The organism is Propionicimonas sp. (assembly GCF_047606205.1).
In the GTDB taxonomy this organism is placed as follows: Bacteria; Actinomycetota; Actinomycetes; order Propionibacteriales; family Propionibacteriaceae; genus Propionicimonas.
Genome location: NZ_JASGES010000083.1, coordinates 1 through 14,210 on the forward strand (window position 1 = coordinate 1; position 14,210 = coordinate 14,210).

Here is a 14,210-nt window from a genome sequence, read left to right on the forward strand (position 1 = left end):
GCGGCGTCCGGCAGCGGTGCCGCGTACCCGTCCGCGGTCTCCACGGGGGCGGCGGGGTCGGCGGCCGCGGGCGTGCCGGCGACCGGCTGCGCCGGATCGTTCATCGGGTTCTGATCGTTGGTCACGGTCCGCTCCCACAGTCCTCGTGCTGGTGGCTGCCACCCTAGTGGCCGGAGGACGAATTGCGATCAGGGCTCGGGCAGGTCGGCGTCCGGATCGATGAGGACGGCCGGGCTCACTCCGAAGGCCTCGGCGAGGTGGTACAGGGTGTCGAGACGAGGATTGCCTCGCCCGAGCTGCCGGGTCAGGGGGTCGCGGGTGTTGTTCCGCGAGTGCTCGATGTTCTGGATCTGGTTCCGCGAGACGCCCGAGAGGTGGGCGAGCTCCTCCTGGGTGAGCTTCTGCTGCCGGCGCAGCCGGTACACTTTCCTGCCCAGTTCCCGGGCCGCCCTGTCGAGCTGGACGGGATCGGCAGGCACAGCCCCACCTTCCCGGCCGACGATGGCGGAGTCCGCACAATGCATTGGGTATTCGATGCGGGGGCAGGGATCGCGGCGGCGTGCGGGCCGAGCGGTCCCATCTCAGCACCACCTTCCGACATTTTCGAGCACCTGAGCGATAGCGAGCGCGGGTTGCCCGCCGTGCTGCCGGTGACCGGGTGGGCGTCGACACCCTGGCCGATCGACGGACCCGCGGTGTTCGTTGAGGTCCCCGTCGTCGACGGCCGGGCCCGGTCGGTGCGGGCCGCCCCGCTGATCCTCGCTAGGCTGCCAACCCATGATCATCTGGTCGCGCTGGGGGTTCCTGTCCTTCCTCGGGTTCGGTCTCGGGGTGGGACTCGCGTTCGCCACGGCGTCCGCCTTCGGGCTGGACACCTCCGGGATGCTGATGGGCGCGCTCATCTTCCTGTGGGCCGCGGCGATCAACTTCCTGCTCGCCCGCCTCGTCTACCCACGCCTGGACAAGCCCCGCCAGGTGACCGTCACCCGCCAGCTCCCGCAGCCGTACACCTGGCCGGACGGACGCGTCCAGACCCACGAGGTCGTCCCCGCGCTCGATCCACAGGGCCGTGCGATGTGGGTGACGCCCCGATCCTCCCTGTTCTTCATTCCCGCGACCATCCTGTGGATCCCGCTCGGCGCGGTGTCCCTCGTCCTCGCCGTCGCCTCCTTCTTCACGCGCTGAGACCCCGATGAGCGAAGTGGTCCCGGCCCCCGACGACCGGCGTGCCTTCATGGTCGTCCACGGTCGCACCGAGCAGTCCTGGGTCGACCCGTCCGACCCGCTGCGGCTGGAGTTCGAGTATGTGCAGCGCATCGCAGAGGTGCTCGAGTCCGGCGTGCTCGCCCGCCCGGCGGCCGAACGCGTCCGGATCGTCCACATCGGAGGCGGCGGGCTCACCCTGCCCCGCTACGTCGAGGCGCGGCGCCCCCGCACCGCCCAGGTGGTCATGGAGCCCGACGAAGCCCTCACCGCGCAGGTCCGCGCCAAGCTCCCGCTGCCCCGGCACAGCGGGATCAGGATCCGTCCGGTCGACGGACGCACCGGCGCGGCCCAGCTCCCCGCCGCCTGCGCCGACACGGTGATCGTGGACGCCTTCGCCGGAGCGAGCGTCCCCGCCGAACTCGCCACGACCGAGTTCCTCGCCGAGCTCGCCCGTGCCCTGCGCGACGGCGGGCTGGTGATCATGAACCTCACCGACCAGGCGCCCTTCGGCTGGTCGCGCCGGACGCTGGCGGGCTTCACCGCCACTTTCGGCCAGGTCGCGGTCAGCGCGGAGGTCCCGGTCTGGAAAGGACGCCGGTTCGGCAACCTGGTGGTCGCCGCCGGCGCGGACGTGCCCGTCCAGCCCCTCGAACGCCACCTCGCCCGGGCGCCGTTCCCCTACCGTCTCCTGCACGGGCGCGAACTCGGCCGCTGGATCGGCGGCGCCGTCCCCTTCACCGACACGGACGCCGAGCCGTCCCCCTCCCCGGCGTGGAGCCGCGGCTGGTTCTCCTGACGATACGGTTCTGACCATGGCAGCGCGTGACGACCTCGTCGAACAGATCAAGAACCTCGCCGTCGTGAGAGGCACGGTGACCCTCGCCTCCGGCAGGGAGGCCGACTACTACGTCGACCTGCGCCGCGTCACGCTGGACGGCGCGGCCGCCCCGCTGGTCGGAGAGGTCATGACCGAGCTGGTCGCCGACCTGGACTTCGACGCCGTCGGCGGCCTCACCCTCGGCGCCGACCCGGTCGCCGTCGCCATGCTGCACCACGCGGCCCGCACCGGTGGACGCCTGGACGCCTTCGTCGTGCGCAAGGAGTCCAAGGCCCACGGCCTGCAGCGCCGGATCGAGGGCACCGAGGTCGCCGGACGTCGCGTGCTGGTCGTCGAGGACACCTCCACGACCGGCGGGTCGGTGATGACCGCCGTCGAGGCCGTCCGCGAAGCCGGGGGAGAGGTCGTCGCCGTCGCCGTCATCGTCGACCGCGCCACCGGTGCCGCCGAGGTGATCGAGGCCGCCGGCGTCCCCTACCGCTACGCCGTCGGCCTGGCCGACCTCGGCCTGGCCTGACCTCCGCCGGCCGGGTCTCGCCGATCCGGCCGCCACAGCACCGGACCCCGCGGCCGGGGAAGAAGAGAGAAATGAGCACAGCGCAGATCACCGTCGATCCCGGCTCGGTCGTCGGGCCCGTCCGCCGGCGCACCTTCGGCTCCTTCGTCGAGCACCTCGGACGGTGCGTCTACACCGGCATCTACGAGCCTGGTCATCCGGCGGCCGACGAGCAGGGCTTGCGTACCGACGTGCTCGACCTCGTCCGCGAACTCGGGGTCACGACGGTGCGCTACCCGGGCGGCAACTTCGTCTCCGGATACCGTTGGGAGGACGGGATCGGGCCGGTGGACCAGCGGCCGAGCCGGCTCGACCTGGCCTGGCACTGCACCGAGCCCAACACCTTCGGCGTCGACCAGTTCATCGCGTGGTGCGCGAAGGCGGGCATCGAGCCGATGATGGCGGTGAACCTCGGCACCCGCGGGATCGCCGAGGCCGTCGACCTGCTCGAGTACTGCACGATCCCCGGGGGCACCGCCTGGTCGGACGCCCGCCGCGCGAACGGCGCCGCCGAACCGTACCCGGTCACGATGTGGTGCCTGGGCAACGAGCTGGACGGCCCGTGGCAGATCGGCCACAAGACCGCCCGCGAGTACGGACGGCTGGCCGCGGAGGTCGCCCGCGCGATGCGGATGGTCCGGCCGGACCTCGAGCTGGTCGCCTGCGGCTCCTCCGGCACCGGCATGCCGACCTTCGGGGAGTGGGAGCGCGAGGTGCTCACCGAGACCTACGACCTGGTCGACCTCGTCTCCGCCCACGCGTACTACTGCGAGGAGGACGGGGACCTGGCCTCCTTCCTGGCCTCGGCCGTCGACATGGACGCCTTCATCGCCGGCGTCTCCGCCACGGCCGACGCGGTCGGGACGGCGCTGAAGTCGACCAGGCGCATCCACATCTCCTTCGACGAGTGGAACGTCTGGTACCAGCACCGGGTCGAGTCGAAGGTCCCCGACGGCGACCACTGGCCGGTTGCCCCGCACCTGCTGGAGGACCGGTACAACGTGGCCGACGCCGTGGTCGTCGGCAACCTGTTGATCTCGTTGCTGCGGCACACCGACCGCGTCCATGCCGCGTCGCTCGCCCAGCTCGTCAACGTGATCGCGCCGATCATGACCGAGCCGGGTGGCCCCGCCTGGCGGCAGACCATCTTCCACCCGTTCGCGCTCACCTCCCGGCACGCGCGGGGCGACGTCCTGGGCGTCGGAGTGCGCTCGCCGAGCTGCGCAACGGCCAGATTCGGGGACGTCCCGATCGTGGACGCGGTCGCCACCCACGACCAGGGCACCGGCGAGATCGCCGTCTTCCTGGTCAACCGCGCGACGGCTGAGCCCACCCGGATCGAGCTCGACCTGCGCGCTCTCGACCCGATCGGCCTGGTCGAAGCGGTGGAGTTGTCGAACCCCGACCACGCCTGGCACGCCACGGCGTCGGACTCGACGTCGGTGGGCCCGCGGCGGCTCGACGGCGTCCTGGTCGACGCGGGCAGGGCGTCCCTCGTGCTGCCACCGGTGAGCTGGGCGATGGTCCGGCTCAGGACGGCGTGAGGCGCGGCCGGATCTGTCGGCGGCTTCGGCGCCGGAAACCCCGGCGCGCTCTCGCCAGTCCCGAGCAGCCATCGTTAGGCTGGGCCCACCGTCACTGCGGAATGGAGAACTACCAATGGGTACCGTCCTCGTCATCCTCCTGGTCATCGTCGTCATCCTGGCGATCTGGGGCGTCTCGCTCTACAACGGATTCGTCCGGTCCAGGAACCTGATCCAGGAGTCATGGCGGCAGATCGATGTCGAGTTGAACCGGCGCTACGACCTGATCCCCAACCTTGTCGAGACTGTGCGTGCCTACGCCGCGCACGAGCGCAACACTCTCGAGGGCGTGACCAGGCTGCGCAACCAGGCCGCGTCGCTCGCGCAGGCAGGCGGGGGCCAGGTGACCCAGGAGCGGGCGCAGGTGGAGGAGCAGCTGAGCGGTGCCGTCCGCAACCTGCTGGTCAGCGTCGAGGCGTACCCCGAGCTGAAGAGCAACGTGAACTTCCTTGAACTGCAGCGCGAACTGACCGCCACCGAGGACCGGATCGCCGCGGGTCGCCGCTTCTACAACGCTAACGTCCGCAACTACAACACCCAGGTCGAGTCGTTCCCGTCCAACATCCTCGCCGGCATGTTCAAGTTTGAGAAGGCCACCTACTTCGAGGTGAACGACGCCGCGGTCCGGCAGGCCCCGCAGGTCAGCTTCGGCGAGATCAGCGACCGCCCCGAGGCCACCAGCGAGCCCACGAACGACCAGCTCGCCGCCGGTGCTCAGCCGTCCGCCCTGCCCAACCCTCAGGCCTACCCGCAGGCCGATCCGGCCGCTCCGGCGCCCGGTCAGTTCGGGACCCCGCAGCCGCCCACCTACGCGCCGCCCGCCGAGCCGGCGGTCCCGCCGCAGCCGCCCCAGCAGGGGGGCTACACGCCGCCGAACTACCAGCAGCCGCCCACCCAGCAGTAAGGGCCGGGGAGCCTGGCCGGACCTGGAGCTTGGCGGCGCCCTTCCTCCTCGGTGAGCGCCAGCACACTCGCCCCACGTCGTGGTCGGGTCGGCAGCGTCGCGCCCGGCGCGCCGCAGCCGGGACATGATTGTTCAGCAGTCTCCTAGAGCCGCCGCTCCAGATAGCTGACCACCTCGGTGGTGCCGGCGTTGAGCCGGACGGTCGCGAGGTCGTCGCCGCGGGTCAGGCCGCGGTTCACCATGACGATCGGCAGCCCGAGGCCGGACGCGTGCCGCACGAACCGCAGCCCCGACATCACCGCCAGCGACGTGCCTGCGACCAGCAGGGCATCGGCGGCGTCGACCAGGTCGAAGGCCGCCCGCACCGTCGCCTGGGGCACCGACTCCCCGAAGAACACGATGTCGGGCTTCAGGACTCCGCCGCAGACGGGGCAGTCGGCCACCACGAAGTCGGAGGTCTCCTCCAGCACGACGTCCGCGTCCGGTGCCACCTCGACATCGCCCAGCTCGGTGACCCGTTCGAGGAAGCCGGGGTTCAGCGCCGACAGCATCGTGTCCAGGTCCGCGCGGGTGCACGTCCACTCGCAGGACAGGCAGCGGACCACGTCGTAGTGGCCGTGCAGGTCCACCACCCGCCTCGACCCCGCGCGCTGGTGCAGCCGATCGACATTCTGCGTGATCACACCGGTCGCCCGGCCGGACGCCTCCAGCCGCGCCAGCGCGTAGTGCCCCTCGTTCGGCTCGGTGAGGCGCATGTGGTGCCAGCCGAGGTGGTTTCGTGCCCAGTAGTGCCGCCGGTGGTCCGCGCTGCCCACGAACTGGTCGTAGGTCATCGGGTGGCGCTCCTTCGCGTCGGGGCCGCGGTAGTCCGGCAGGCCCGAATCGGTGGAGAATCCTGCGCCGGTCAGCGCGACGAACCGGCGTCCGGCCAGCGCTGCCACCGCGGCGTCCAGTTCGGCCTGGCCGGCGGGGGGACGCGAGTCGACCTCGCCCGGCATCCACCCGATGCTCGCGCGCCGGAGCGGCATCAGCCCTGTGCCGACTCGGCCCTCGCCCGGCGGCGGGCGAGCAGCCACTCGACCACCATCGGGATCACCGAGACCAGCACGATCACGACCAGGACCGCGTCGATGTTGTGGGCGATGAAGTCGATCGTGCCGAGGAAGTAGCCCAGCAGCGTCACGCCGGCTGCCCAGAGCACCGCCCCGATGCCCGTCCAGGTGATGAAGGTGCGGAAGCTCATCCCCGCGGCGCCGGCGACCATCGTGACGAACGTCCGGACGAACGGGACGAACCGGCCCAGGACGAGCGCCTTGGAGCCGTACCGCTCGAAGAAGTCGTGGGTCTGGGCGAGGTGCTTGGCGGAGAAGATCTTGCCGATGAATCCCGGCCTGGGCTTGAACAGCCACGGGGACACCTTCTTGCCCACCCAGTAGCCGACCACGTTGCCCGCGACCGCCGCGACGACCAGGACGAGGATCGCGATCGCGAGGGTGGCCTGCTGGCTCATCCCCGCGAAACTGATGATCGGCGGCTCCTGGGCGATGAACATGCCCACCGTGAACAGCAACGAGTCGCCCGGCAGCACCGGGAAGATCGCGCACTCGATGAAGACGATGAAGGCGGCGCCCCACAAGGCTCCGTTGCCCAGCGCCCGCAGGAGGAACTCGGGGTCGAGCCAGTCGGGCAGCAGCAGGGGCACGAGGGCCAGCTGGGGCAACAGGTTCACAGGACTGAGGGTACCGTGACGGCCATGCCCTCCCTGAGCGACGACGAGGTGGCGGCTGTGAGCAGCCCGGGGGTGGGGCCGCACCCCCTGCCGTGGCCGGACGACCCGCGCTACGACGCGTCCCTCCTGGCCGAGGGTGACCGGCGCAATGTCCTCGACCGCTACCGGTACTGGAGCGTGGCCGCGGTCGTGGCCGACCTGGAGACGCGCCGGGCGCCGCTGCATGTCGCGATCCAGAACTGGGAGCACGACTTCAACATCGGGTCGATCGTGCGCACGGCGAACGCCTTCAACGTCGCCGGCGTCCACATCGTCGGGCGACGGCGCTGGAACCGCCGCGGCGCCATGGTCACCGACCGCTACCTCTCCGTCCGCCACCACCCCGATGTCGCGTCCCTGCTGGCCTGGCTGGGCGAGGCCGGCGTGACCCCGATCGGGGTCGACAACATCCCCGGCTCGGTGCCGCTGGAGACCCAGGCGCTGCCCGAGCACTGCTGCCTGGTCTTCGGCTCGGAGGGGCCGGGTCTCACCGACGAGCTGGCCTCGGCCTGCGAGCGCGTCGTCGCGATCACCCAGTACGGGTCCACCCGCTCGCTCAACGCGGGCGCCGCCGCAGCGATCGCGCTGTACCACTGGTCGCTCCAGTGGCCCCGTCCGGCCGGTTCCTAGCGAAACGCTGATCGACACCCGCCACCGCTGGTTGAGGTGTCGCAACCCCCTGTCGCCAGCCGGTGTCGTTCTCGACCGACCCCGCCTGCCGGACAACCAGACGGGACAGCGAGAATGGGGGACGGTTCTCTTCTCAGTCCATTCTCAGCTGGTGGCTGAGTATGGACTGAGTAGAGAACCGTCCCCACTCGGTCCACGCGCCGCTCACCAGAGCGGGTCGCTCCTAGACTGGCCGGGTGAGCGATGAGTACGGGGTCTACTACACCCGGGGGCTGGGCGAGCGGCAGGTGTCGCGCGCACGGAACCTGATCTGGTGGCGGGTCGGCTCCCTGCTGTTCAGCGTGGCGCTGGTCGGTGCGGCCTGGTACTTCTGGCCCGACCAGTTCGGCGAGTGGGCCCCCTGGGTGATCGGTGCGGCCGTGGTCTCCGGGCTGGTCTCGGTGACGCTCAGCATCGTCCAGTTCATCCGGGTCGACCGGGACGCGAAACTCGCGAAGACCGGCCTGGCCATAGGGCTCAACCGCGATGGCATGCTGATCGGCCAGCGGTGGCTGGTCTGGCCTGAGGTCGGATCGGTGGTCGTCCGCCCCGGCTCGCTGGGGTCCTCCGCCTCCCTCGTCGCGACCGCGCGCGACCGGTCGAGCGCCCGCGTCCCGCTGGACTACACCGACACCATGCCCGCCACCCTCGACTCCGCCGTCCGCGTCCTCTCGTCCGGTCGCGCGTGGGTCGATCTGTCCCGGCTGGACTGATTCCGCAGGCTGGGACGGCTCCGTCCAATCTCGTGCGGGGTTGGGCAAGCGCACCCGAACTTTGAGAGACTGGACGCGTTGCTGGCGGCCGCGATGTCGCGGGCGCAACCACTCCAGAGAGGCCTCGAATGCCCATTGCAAGTCCTGAGAAGTACGCCGAGATGCTGGACGCCGCCAAGAGCGGCAAGTTCGCCTACCCGGCGATCAACATCACCTCGTCGCAGACGATCAACGCGGCCCTCGCGGGCTTCGCAGAGGCCGGCTCGGACGGCATCATCCAGGTCAGCACCGGCGGCGCGGAGTACGCGTCGGGCCCCACCATCAAGAAGATGGTGGACGGCGCGGTCGCGCTGGCCGAGTACGCGCAGGTGGTCGCCAAGAACTACCCGATCAACGTCGTGCTGCACACCGATCACTGCCAGAAGGAGAAGCTCGACACCTACGTCAAGCCGCTCATCGCCATCTCGCAGGAGCGCGTCGACCGCGGTCTGGAGCCGCTGTTCCAGTCGCACATGTGGGACGGCTCGGCCGTGCCGATGGAGGAGAACCTCCAGATCGCCGACGAGTTGCTCGCTCTCACGGCCAAGGCCCGCCAGATCCTCGAGATCGAGGTCGGCGTCGTCGGCGGCGAGGAGGACGGCGTGGTGGGCGAGATCAACGAGAAGCTCTACACCACCGTCGAGGACGGCCTGCGCACGATCGAGGTGCTCGGCCTGGGCGAGAAGGGCCGCTACATGACCGCCCTCACCTTCGGCAACGTGCACGGCGTCTACAAGCCCGGCCACGTGAAGCTGCGTCCCGAGGTGCTCAAGGAGATCCAGGACGCCGTCGGCGCCAAGTACGGCAAGGACAAGCCGTTCGACCTGGTCTTCCACGGCGGCTCGGGCTCGACCCCGCAGGAGATCTCGGACGCGGTCGACTTCGGCGTGGTGAAGATGAACATCGACACCGACACCCAGTACGCGTTCACCCGCCCGGTGGTCGAGCACATGTTCCGCAACTACGACGGCGTGCTGAAGATCGACGGCGAGGTCGGCAACAAGAAGCAGTACGACCCCCGCGCCTGGGGCAAGGCTGCCGAGGCCGGCATGGCGAAGCGGGTCATCGAGGCCTGCGAGTACCTGCGCAGCGTCGGCAAGAGCGTCGGCTGACCCTTCCTTCCGACGACGGCCCGGAGCTCAGGCTCCGGGCCGTCGCGCGTTCCTGCGGAGTTGCCCAGCGGATGGCGACGTCTGCCCTGCAGCGGTACGCGGACTCGATCTGCCGTGCGGTTCCGCAGGCTCAGCAGTCCGCCGCCCGTCGGTAGGCCTGGCGCACGATGCCCACCAGTTCCGCGGGCTCGTCCAGGTGCTCCCACCCGAAGTGGAGCATGTGGTAGCCGAACGCCTCGAACAGGTTCCAGTGTCCCCGATCGATCAGGAACTGGCTCGGCTGGTTGTGCACGGTCCTGCCGTCGAACTCCAGGATCAGCCGCCGACGCCGAAAGCGGACATCCGGCCACAGCAGCCGATCCCCGAGCCGCAGCGGGCGGTTGGCGACCCAGTCCGTGATCCCGGCCCCGATCAGGATGCGATGCAGCCGGAGTTCGGCGTAGGACCACGGGTTGGTGCGGCACGCCAGGACAGCCTTGCGTCGGGCTTCCTGACCAACTGTCCCCTGGAGCGCGACGAGCGCGATCAGGAGGTTGTCGCTGTCCGCCAGGCGCAGGCGAATCGCCTCGCAGGCTGCCCTCCCGTCGTCTGTGGCGGCCAACTCCGCGGCCGCGTATGCCGGGGCGGCGAGGCGAAGCCCGGGGAGCTCCATCACGAACCCGGGTGGGATTCTCCGGCGGGTGACCTCGACATTGCGACGGGACCGCAGGCTCGGGTGGGCGAGCTGTGCAACCGGTGAGGTCAGCTCTGGCAGCCAGATCGATGCGGCTGAGCCGGCATGCAGTACCCCGTGCGGACTGCTCCAAGTCGAGACGGCCTTCAGCCAGTCGGTGGTGGTGAAGCCCGGCGAGAGGTAGATGCCCGGGAGGGGAGTCAGAAGCTCTCCGCTCGCCTTCAGCTGCGACAGGGACCACCGCAGCCGAGGGTGTTCCGAGACGGCGATGTGGCCCTGGCCGGCGAGCAGTCCGACGATCCGTGTGTCCATGCCCTGCACCTTCGGCAGGTGACGCGTGAACCGCTCAGTCGTCCACAGGCGCCTTGGCCGAATTGCTCTGTGGATGACCGGTCGGCCCCGAAGGAGGCTATCGGCCGCATGCCGGGTGCAGATCCGCAGGGCTCACTGGGAGAGAGGTGGTGAGAGCGAAGCAAAGGCGGGGCCGGAGGGCCTCGCTGGTGGCCCGTGGCGGCCGACGGTGAGTTCTGCGGGATTGCGCTGTGGACACACGGCTTGGCCCCAGATGGCCCCGGAGCGGCGATCGGGGGTGCAGCTCCGCAGGGCAACCGCTACAGGGTGGCCTCGATCCGCACCACCGAACCGGCGGGGGCGTACGGCACGAGATTGCCCCCGACCGGGCTGCCGTCGACCACGAGGCTCGCCCGTGAGCCGGGCGCACCGGAGTTGGTCACGGTGACCACGTAGGTCGCCCCACGCAGCTTCCTGGTCACCGTGAACGACGGCACGGCAGGTCCCAGTTGCGGATCGACGACCAGGCCGTCGTAGTCAGGCCGCACCCCCAGCAGGTACTGCGACACCGCGACGAAGTTCCAGGCCGCGGTGCCGGTCAGCCACGAGTTCTTCGCCTCTCCGGCCCGGACGGCCTGCTTGCCGGCGATCATCTGCGCGTACACGTACGGCTCGAGCCGGTGCACGTCGCTGATCTCCTCGCGGTAGGCAGGGGTGATCCGGCGGTAGTAGTCGAACGCTCGCTCGCCGCGTCCCACGACCGTCTCCGCGATGATCACCCAGGGGTTGTTGTGGCAGAACACCCCGCCGTTCTCCTTGTAGCCCGGCGGGTAGGTCGACACCTCGCCGAGCTCGATCCGGTAGGTCGTGTACGCGGGGTACTGCAGCACCAGCCCGTGCGGGCTGCCGAGCAGGTCGCCGACCGCGTCCAGCGCCCGCACCGCCGGAGCCGACGTGTCGTCGGGCCCTGCGCCCACCCCGACGCCCGCCATCACGGCGAACCCCTGCGGCTCGATCCAGATCCTGCCCTCGGTGTCCGCCCCGGTCCCGACCGGATTGCCGAAGTAGTCGTAGGCACGCAGGAACCACTCCCCGTCCCAGCCGTGGTCGAGGACTGCTGCCCGCATCGCCGCGACGTCCGCCTCGGCGGCGTCGGCCACCTCCGCCAGGCCGCGACGCCGGGCGATCGCGGCATACTCGCCGCCGTACAGCACGAACTGGGCGGCGATGAACACCGACTCCGCCGACCCGCCAGCCTTGTTCTCGGTGGTCTGGAACGGCTCCCCCGGCTCGGCGGAGAAGCAGTTCAGGTTCAGGCAGTCGTTCCAGTCCGCCCGCCCGATCAGCGGCAGGCCGTGCGGGCCGAGGTGCGCCCGGACGAACCCGAACGAGCGGACGAGGTGCTCCCACAGCGGCACCTCGCTGCCCGGCTCGTTGTCGAACGGCACCGGCTCGTCGAGGATCGAGTCGTCGCCGGTCTCCTTCAGGTAGGCGGCGACGCCGGCCACCAGCCACAGCGGGTCGTCGTTGAAGCCCGAACCGATGTCATTGTTCCCGCGCTTGGTGAGCGGCTGGTACTGGTGGTACGCGCTGCCGTCCGGGAACTGGGTGGACGCGATATCGATGATCCGCTCCCGGGCCCGCTCCGGCACGAGGTGGACGAAGCCGAGCAGGTCCTGGTTGGAGTCGCGGAAGCCCATCCCGCGCCCGATCCCGGTCTCGAAGTAGGACGCGGACCGCGACATGTTGAACGTGACCATGCACTGGTACTGGTTCCAGATGTTGACCATCCGGTCGAGCTTCTCGTCCGGGCTGGTGACCGTGTAGGTCGACAGCAGCTCCGTCCAGTGGTCCTTCAGCTCGGCCAGCGCCGCGTCGGCCGCGTCCGCGGTGGCGAAGCGGGCGAGCAGGTCGTGGGCGCCCGTCTTGTTCACGACCTGGTGGGCGTCATCGGCCCACTTCGCGTCCTGCGGGTTCTCCAGATAGCCGAGCACGAGGACGAGGTCGCGGGCTTCCCCGGGCGCGAGGTCGAGGTCCACGCTGTGCGACCCGATCGGGTACCAGCCGGACGCCACGGAGTCCGCCGAGCGCCCGGACCGCGGCACGGCCGCATCCGCGAACCCCGCCCAGGGTCCGCCGAGGAAGGTCTCGCGGTCGGTGTCGAAGCCGGCCGCGGGCAGATTCACGCCGAACACGGCGTAGTGGTTGCGGCGCTCCCTGTACTCGGTGCGGTGGTAGATCGCCGAGCCGCCGCAGGGGGTGCTCGGCTCGATCTCGACCTCGCCGATCGACAGATTGCGCTGGTAGTTGGTCTGGTCGTCGTAGGCGTTCCAGAGCGCGAACTCGACGAACGAGAAGAGCGTGATCGACCGGGCGGTGTCGCCGAGGTTGGTCACCCGCACCCGCTGCAGCTCGGCGTTGACGCCCAGCGGCACGAAGTAGGTCGTGCTCACCTCGACGCCGCCCCGGGCGCCGGTGATCACCGAGTAGCCCATGCCGTGACGGGCCTCGTAGAAGTCCAGGTCGGCCTGGACGGGCAGCCAGGTCGGCGACCACACGTCGCCGCCGTCGTTGACGTAGAGGTACCGTCCGCCCGTATCGGTGGGGACGTTGTTGTAGCGGTAGCGGGTGAGCCGGCGCATCCTGGCGTCCCGGTAGAACGAGTACCCGCCGCCCAGGTGCGAGAGCAGGGAGAAGAAGTCCTGCGAGCCGAGGTAGTTGATCCAGGGATACGGCGTGCGCGGCGTGGTGATCACGTACTCGCGGGCCGCATCGTCGAAGTGCCCGTACTGCATCGGGTTGCCTCTCCGTCGAGGTGGGTGTTCGGCGTCCCGGGTGACCTGCGGGGGGACGGACCCGTGCCGCCGGCAGGCCACCCGATGGAAGCGCTCTCACCCTAGCCCCTCGGGCGGGTCGACGCACGCTCCGTCCAGGTTCGCGGCCCGCGGCGGGTGAACTCGCGTGAGCTCGAGGGGGCGCGGGCCGATAGGCTCGAGCCATGACTTCAACGCTGATCCTGCTCCGCCACGGCGAGAGCGAATGGAACGCCAAGAACCTGTTCACGGGCTGGGTGGATGTCGACATCAACGAGAAGGGTGTCGGGGAGGCCCGACGCGGCGCCGACCTGCTGAAGAGCGAGGGCCTGCTGCCCGATGTCGTGCACACCTCGGTGCTGCGTCGCGCCATCCACACCGCCTACCTGGCGCTGGACGGCTGCGACCGCCACTGGATCCCCGTGAAGCGGTCCTGGCGCCTCAACGAGCGCCACTACGGCGCGCTGCAGGGCAAGAACAAGGCCCAGACCCTGGAGGAGTTCGGCGAGGAGCAGTTCATGCTGTGGCGCCGCTCCTACGACACCCCGCCGCCGCCCATCGCGGCCGACGACGAGTTCTCCCAGTTCGCCGACCCGCGCTACGCGGCGCTGCCGAGCGAGGCGCGCCCGCTCACCGAGTGCCTGGCGGACGTGGTCGTCCGGATGCTGCCCTACTGGTACGACCAGATCGTGCCGGACCTCCGCGACGGCAAGGTCACTCTGGTCGCCGCCCACGGGAACTCGCTGCGCGCGCTGGTCAAGCACCTCGACGGGATCAGCGACGACGCGATCGCCGCGCTGAACATCCCCACCGGCATCCCGCTGCTCTACGAACTGGACGACGACCTGCGTCCGGTCACCGCCGGGGGGCGCTACCTCGACCCGGATGCCGCCGCCGCGGCGATCGAGGCGGTCAAGAACCAGGGCAAGAAGTAGCTCGGCAAGGCACTCCTGGCCGAACGGGACCCTGCGGCGCGGACCGGCCCCGGTGGCCCCCCAGGGGCCCCGGTAGATCGGGGGCACAGGCCCCCCCCCCCATATACCCC

14 protein-coding genes are annotated in these 14,210 nt (G+C 70.3%); 9 read left to right on the plus strand and 5 right to left on the minus strand.

Features of this window, described 5'->3' with window-relative positions; all coding sequences use genetic code 11:
* Positions 1–188 precede the first annotated feature (188 nt).
* Entirely contained in the window at positions 189–479 is a 291-nt protein-coding gene (locus QM633_RS05525) for a helix-turn-helix domain-containing protein (RefSeq protein ID WP_415152732.1), read from the minus strand.
* A gap of 298 nt (positions 480–777) precedes the next feature.
* Between QM633_RS05525 and QM633_RS05530 the strand changes: the two genes are divergently transcribed.
* The 5 genes from QM633_RS05530 (at position 778) to QM633_RS05550 (ending at position 5,087) form a co-directional block, all read left to right on the plus strand.
* Positions 778–1,185 carry a hypothetical protein gene (locus QM633_RS05530; protein ID WP_415152733.1) on the plus strand — a complete coding sequence of 136 codons (408 nt, stop codon included), beginning with the start codon at positions 778–780 and terminating at the stop codon, positions 1,183–1,185.
* Between the two features lie 7 nt (positions 1,186–1,192).
* On the plus strand, positions 1,193–2,002 hold the full coding sequence (locus QM633_RS05535) for a spermidine synthase (RefSeq protein WP_415152734.1): 810 nt from the start codon (positions 1,193–1,195) through the stop codon (positions 2,000–2,002).
* Between the two features lie 16 nt (positions 2,003–2,018).
* Complete coding sequence (pyrE, locus tag QM633_RS05540) at positions 2,019–2,561, plus strand: orotate phosphoribosyltransferase (RefSeq protein ID WP_415152735.1); 543 nt, start codon at positions 2,019–2,021, stop codon at positions 2,559–2,561.
* A 71-nt stretch (positions 2,562–2,632) separates the two neighbouring features.
* The gene (locus tag QM633_RS05545) at positions 2,633–4,144 is read left to right on the plus strand and encodes an alpha-N-arabinofuranosidase (RefSeq protein WP_415152736.1); all 1,512 of its coding nucleotides are present in this window, start codon (positions 2,633–2,635) and stop codon (positions 4,142–4,144) included.
* 115 nt (positions 4,145–4,259) lie between these two features.
* Positions 4,260–5,087 carry a LemA family protein gene (locus QM633_RS05550; protein ID WP_415152737.1) on the plus strand — a complete coding sequence of 276 codons (828 nt, stop codon included), beginning with the start codon at positions 4,260–4,262 and terminating at the stop codon, positions 5,085–5,087.
* Positions 5,088–5,230: 143 nt separating this feature from the next.
* Here the strand turns inward: QM633_RS05550 and QM633_RS05555 are convergent, their stop codons facing one another.
* Both QM633_RS05555 and QM633_RS05560 read right to left on the minus strand, forming a co-directional pair.
* Entirely contained in the window at positions 5,231–6,085 is an 855-nt protein-coding gene (locus QM633_RS05555) for a Sir2 family NAD-dependent protein deacetylase (RefSeq protein ID WP_415152738.1), read from the minus strand.
* Positions 6,086–6,114: 29 nt separating this feature from the next.
* The gene (locus QM633_RS05560) at positions 6,115–6,816 is read right to left on the minus strand and encodes a DedA family protein (RefSeq protein WP_415152739.1); all 702 of its coding nucleotides are present in this window, start codon (positions 6,814–6,816) and stop codon (positions 6,115–6,117) included.
* Between the two features lie 24 nt (positions 6,817–6,840).
* On the opposite strand from QM633_RS05560, the gene QM633_RS05565 reads away from it, so the two are divergent.
* From QM633_RS05565 to fbaA, 3 genes are all read left to right on the plus strand, one after another.
* Positions 6,841–7,485: a TrmH family RNA methyltransferase gene (locus QM633_RS05565; RefSeq protein WP_415152740.1), complete on the plus strand. Its 645-nt coding sequence runs from the start codon at positions 6,841–6,843 to the stop codon at positions 7,483–7,485.
* A gap of 236 nt (positions 7,486–7,721) precedes the next feature.
* Complete coding sequence (locus QM633_RS05570) at positions 7,722–8,237, plus strand: hypothetical protein (protein WP_415152741.1); 516 nt, start codon at positions 7,722–7,724, stop codon at positions 8,235–8,237.
* 128 nt (positions 8,238–8,365) lie between these two features.
* Positions 8,366–9,388 carry a class II fructose-bisphosphate aldolase gene (gene fbaA, locus QM633_RS05575; RefSeq protein ID WP_415152742.1) on the plus strand — a complete coding sequence of 341 codons (1,023 nt, stop codon included), beginning with the start codon at positions 8,366–8,368 and terminating at the stop codon, positions 9,386–9,388.
* A gap of 130 nt (positions 9,389–9,518) precedes the next feature.
* Here the strand turns inward: fbaA and QM633_RS05580 are convergent, their stop codons facing one another.
* Together QM633_RS05580 and QM633_RS05585 are read right to left on the minus strand one after the other, a co-directional pair.
* Positions 9,519–10,373, minus strand: a complete 855-nt coding sequence (locus QM633_RS05580; protein ID WP_415152743.1) for a hypothetical protein — start codon at positions 10,371–10,373, stop codon at positions 9,519–9,521.
* Positions 10,374–10,672: 299 nt separating this feature from the next.
* On the minus strand, positions 10,673–13,147 hold the full coding sequence (locus QM633_RS05585; RefSeq protein ID WP_415152744.1) for a GH36-type glycosyl hydrolase domain-containing protein: 2,475 nt from the start codon (positions 13,145–13,147) through the stop codon (positions 10,673–10,675).
* Positions 13,148–13,350: 203 nt separating this feature from the next.
* Here QM633_RS05585 and QM633_RS05590 point away from each other — a divergent pair, with 203 nt between their 5' ends.
* Entirely contained in the window at positions 13,351–14,100 is a 750-nt protein-coding gene (locus tag QM633_RS05590) for a phosphoglyceromutase (protein ID WP_415152745.1), read from the plus strand.
* The last annotated feature ends 110 nt before the right edge of the window (positions 14,101–14,210 follow it).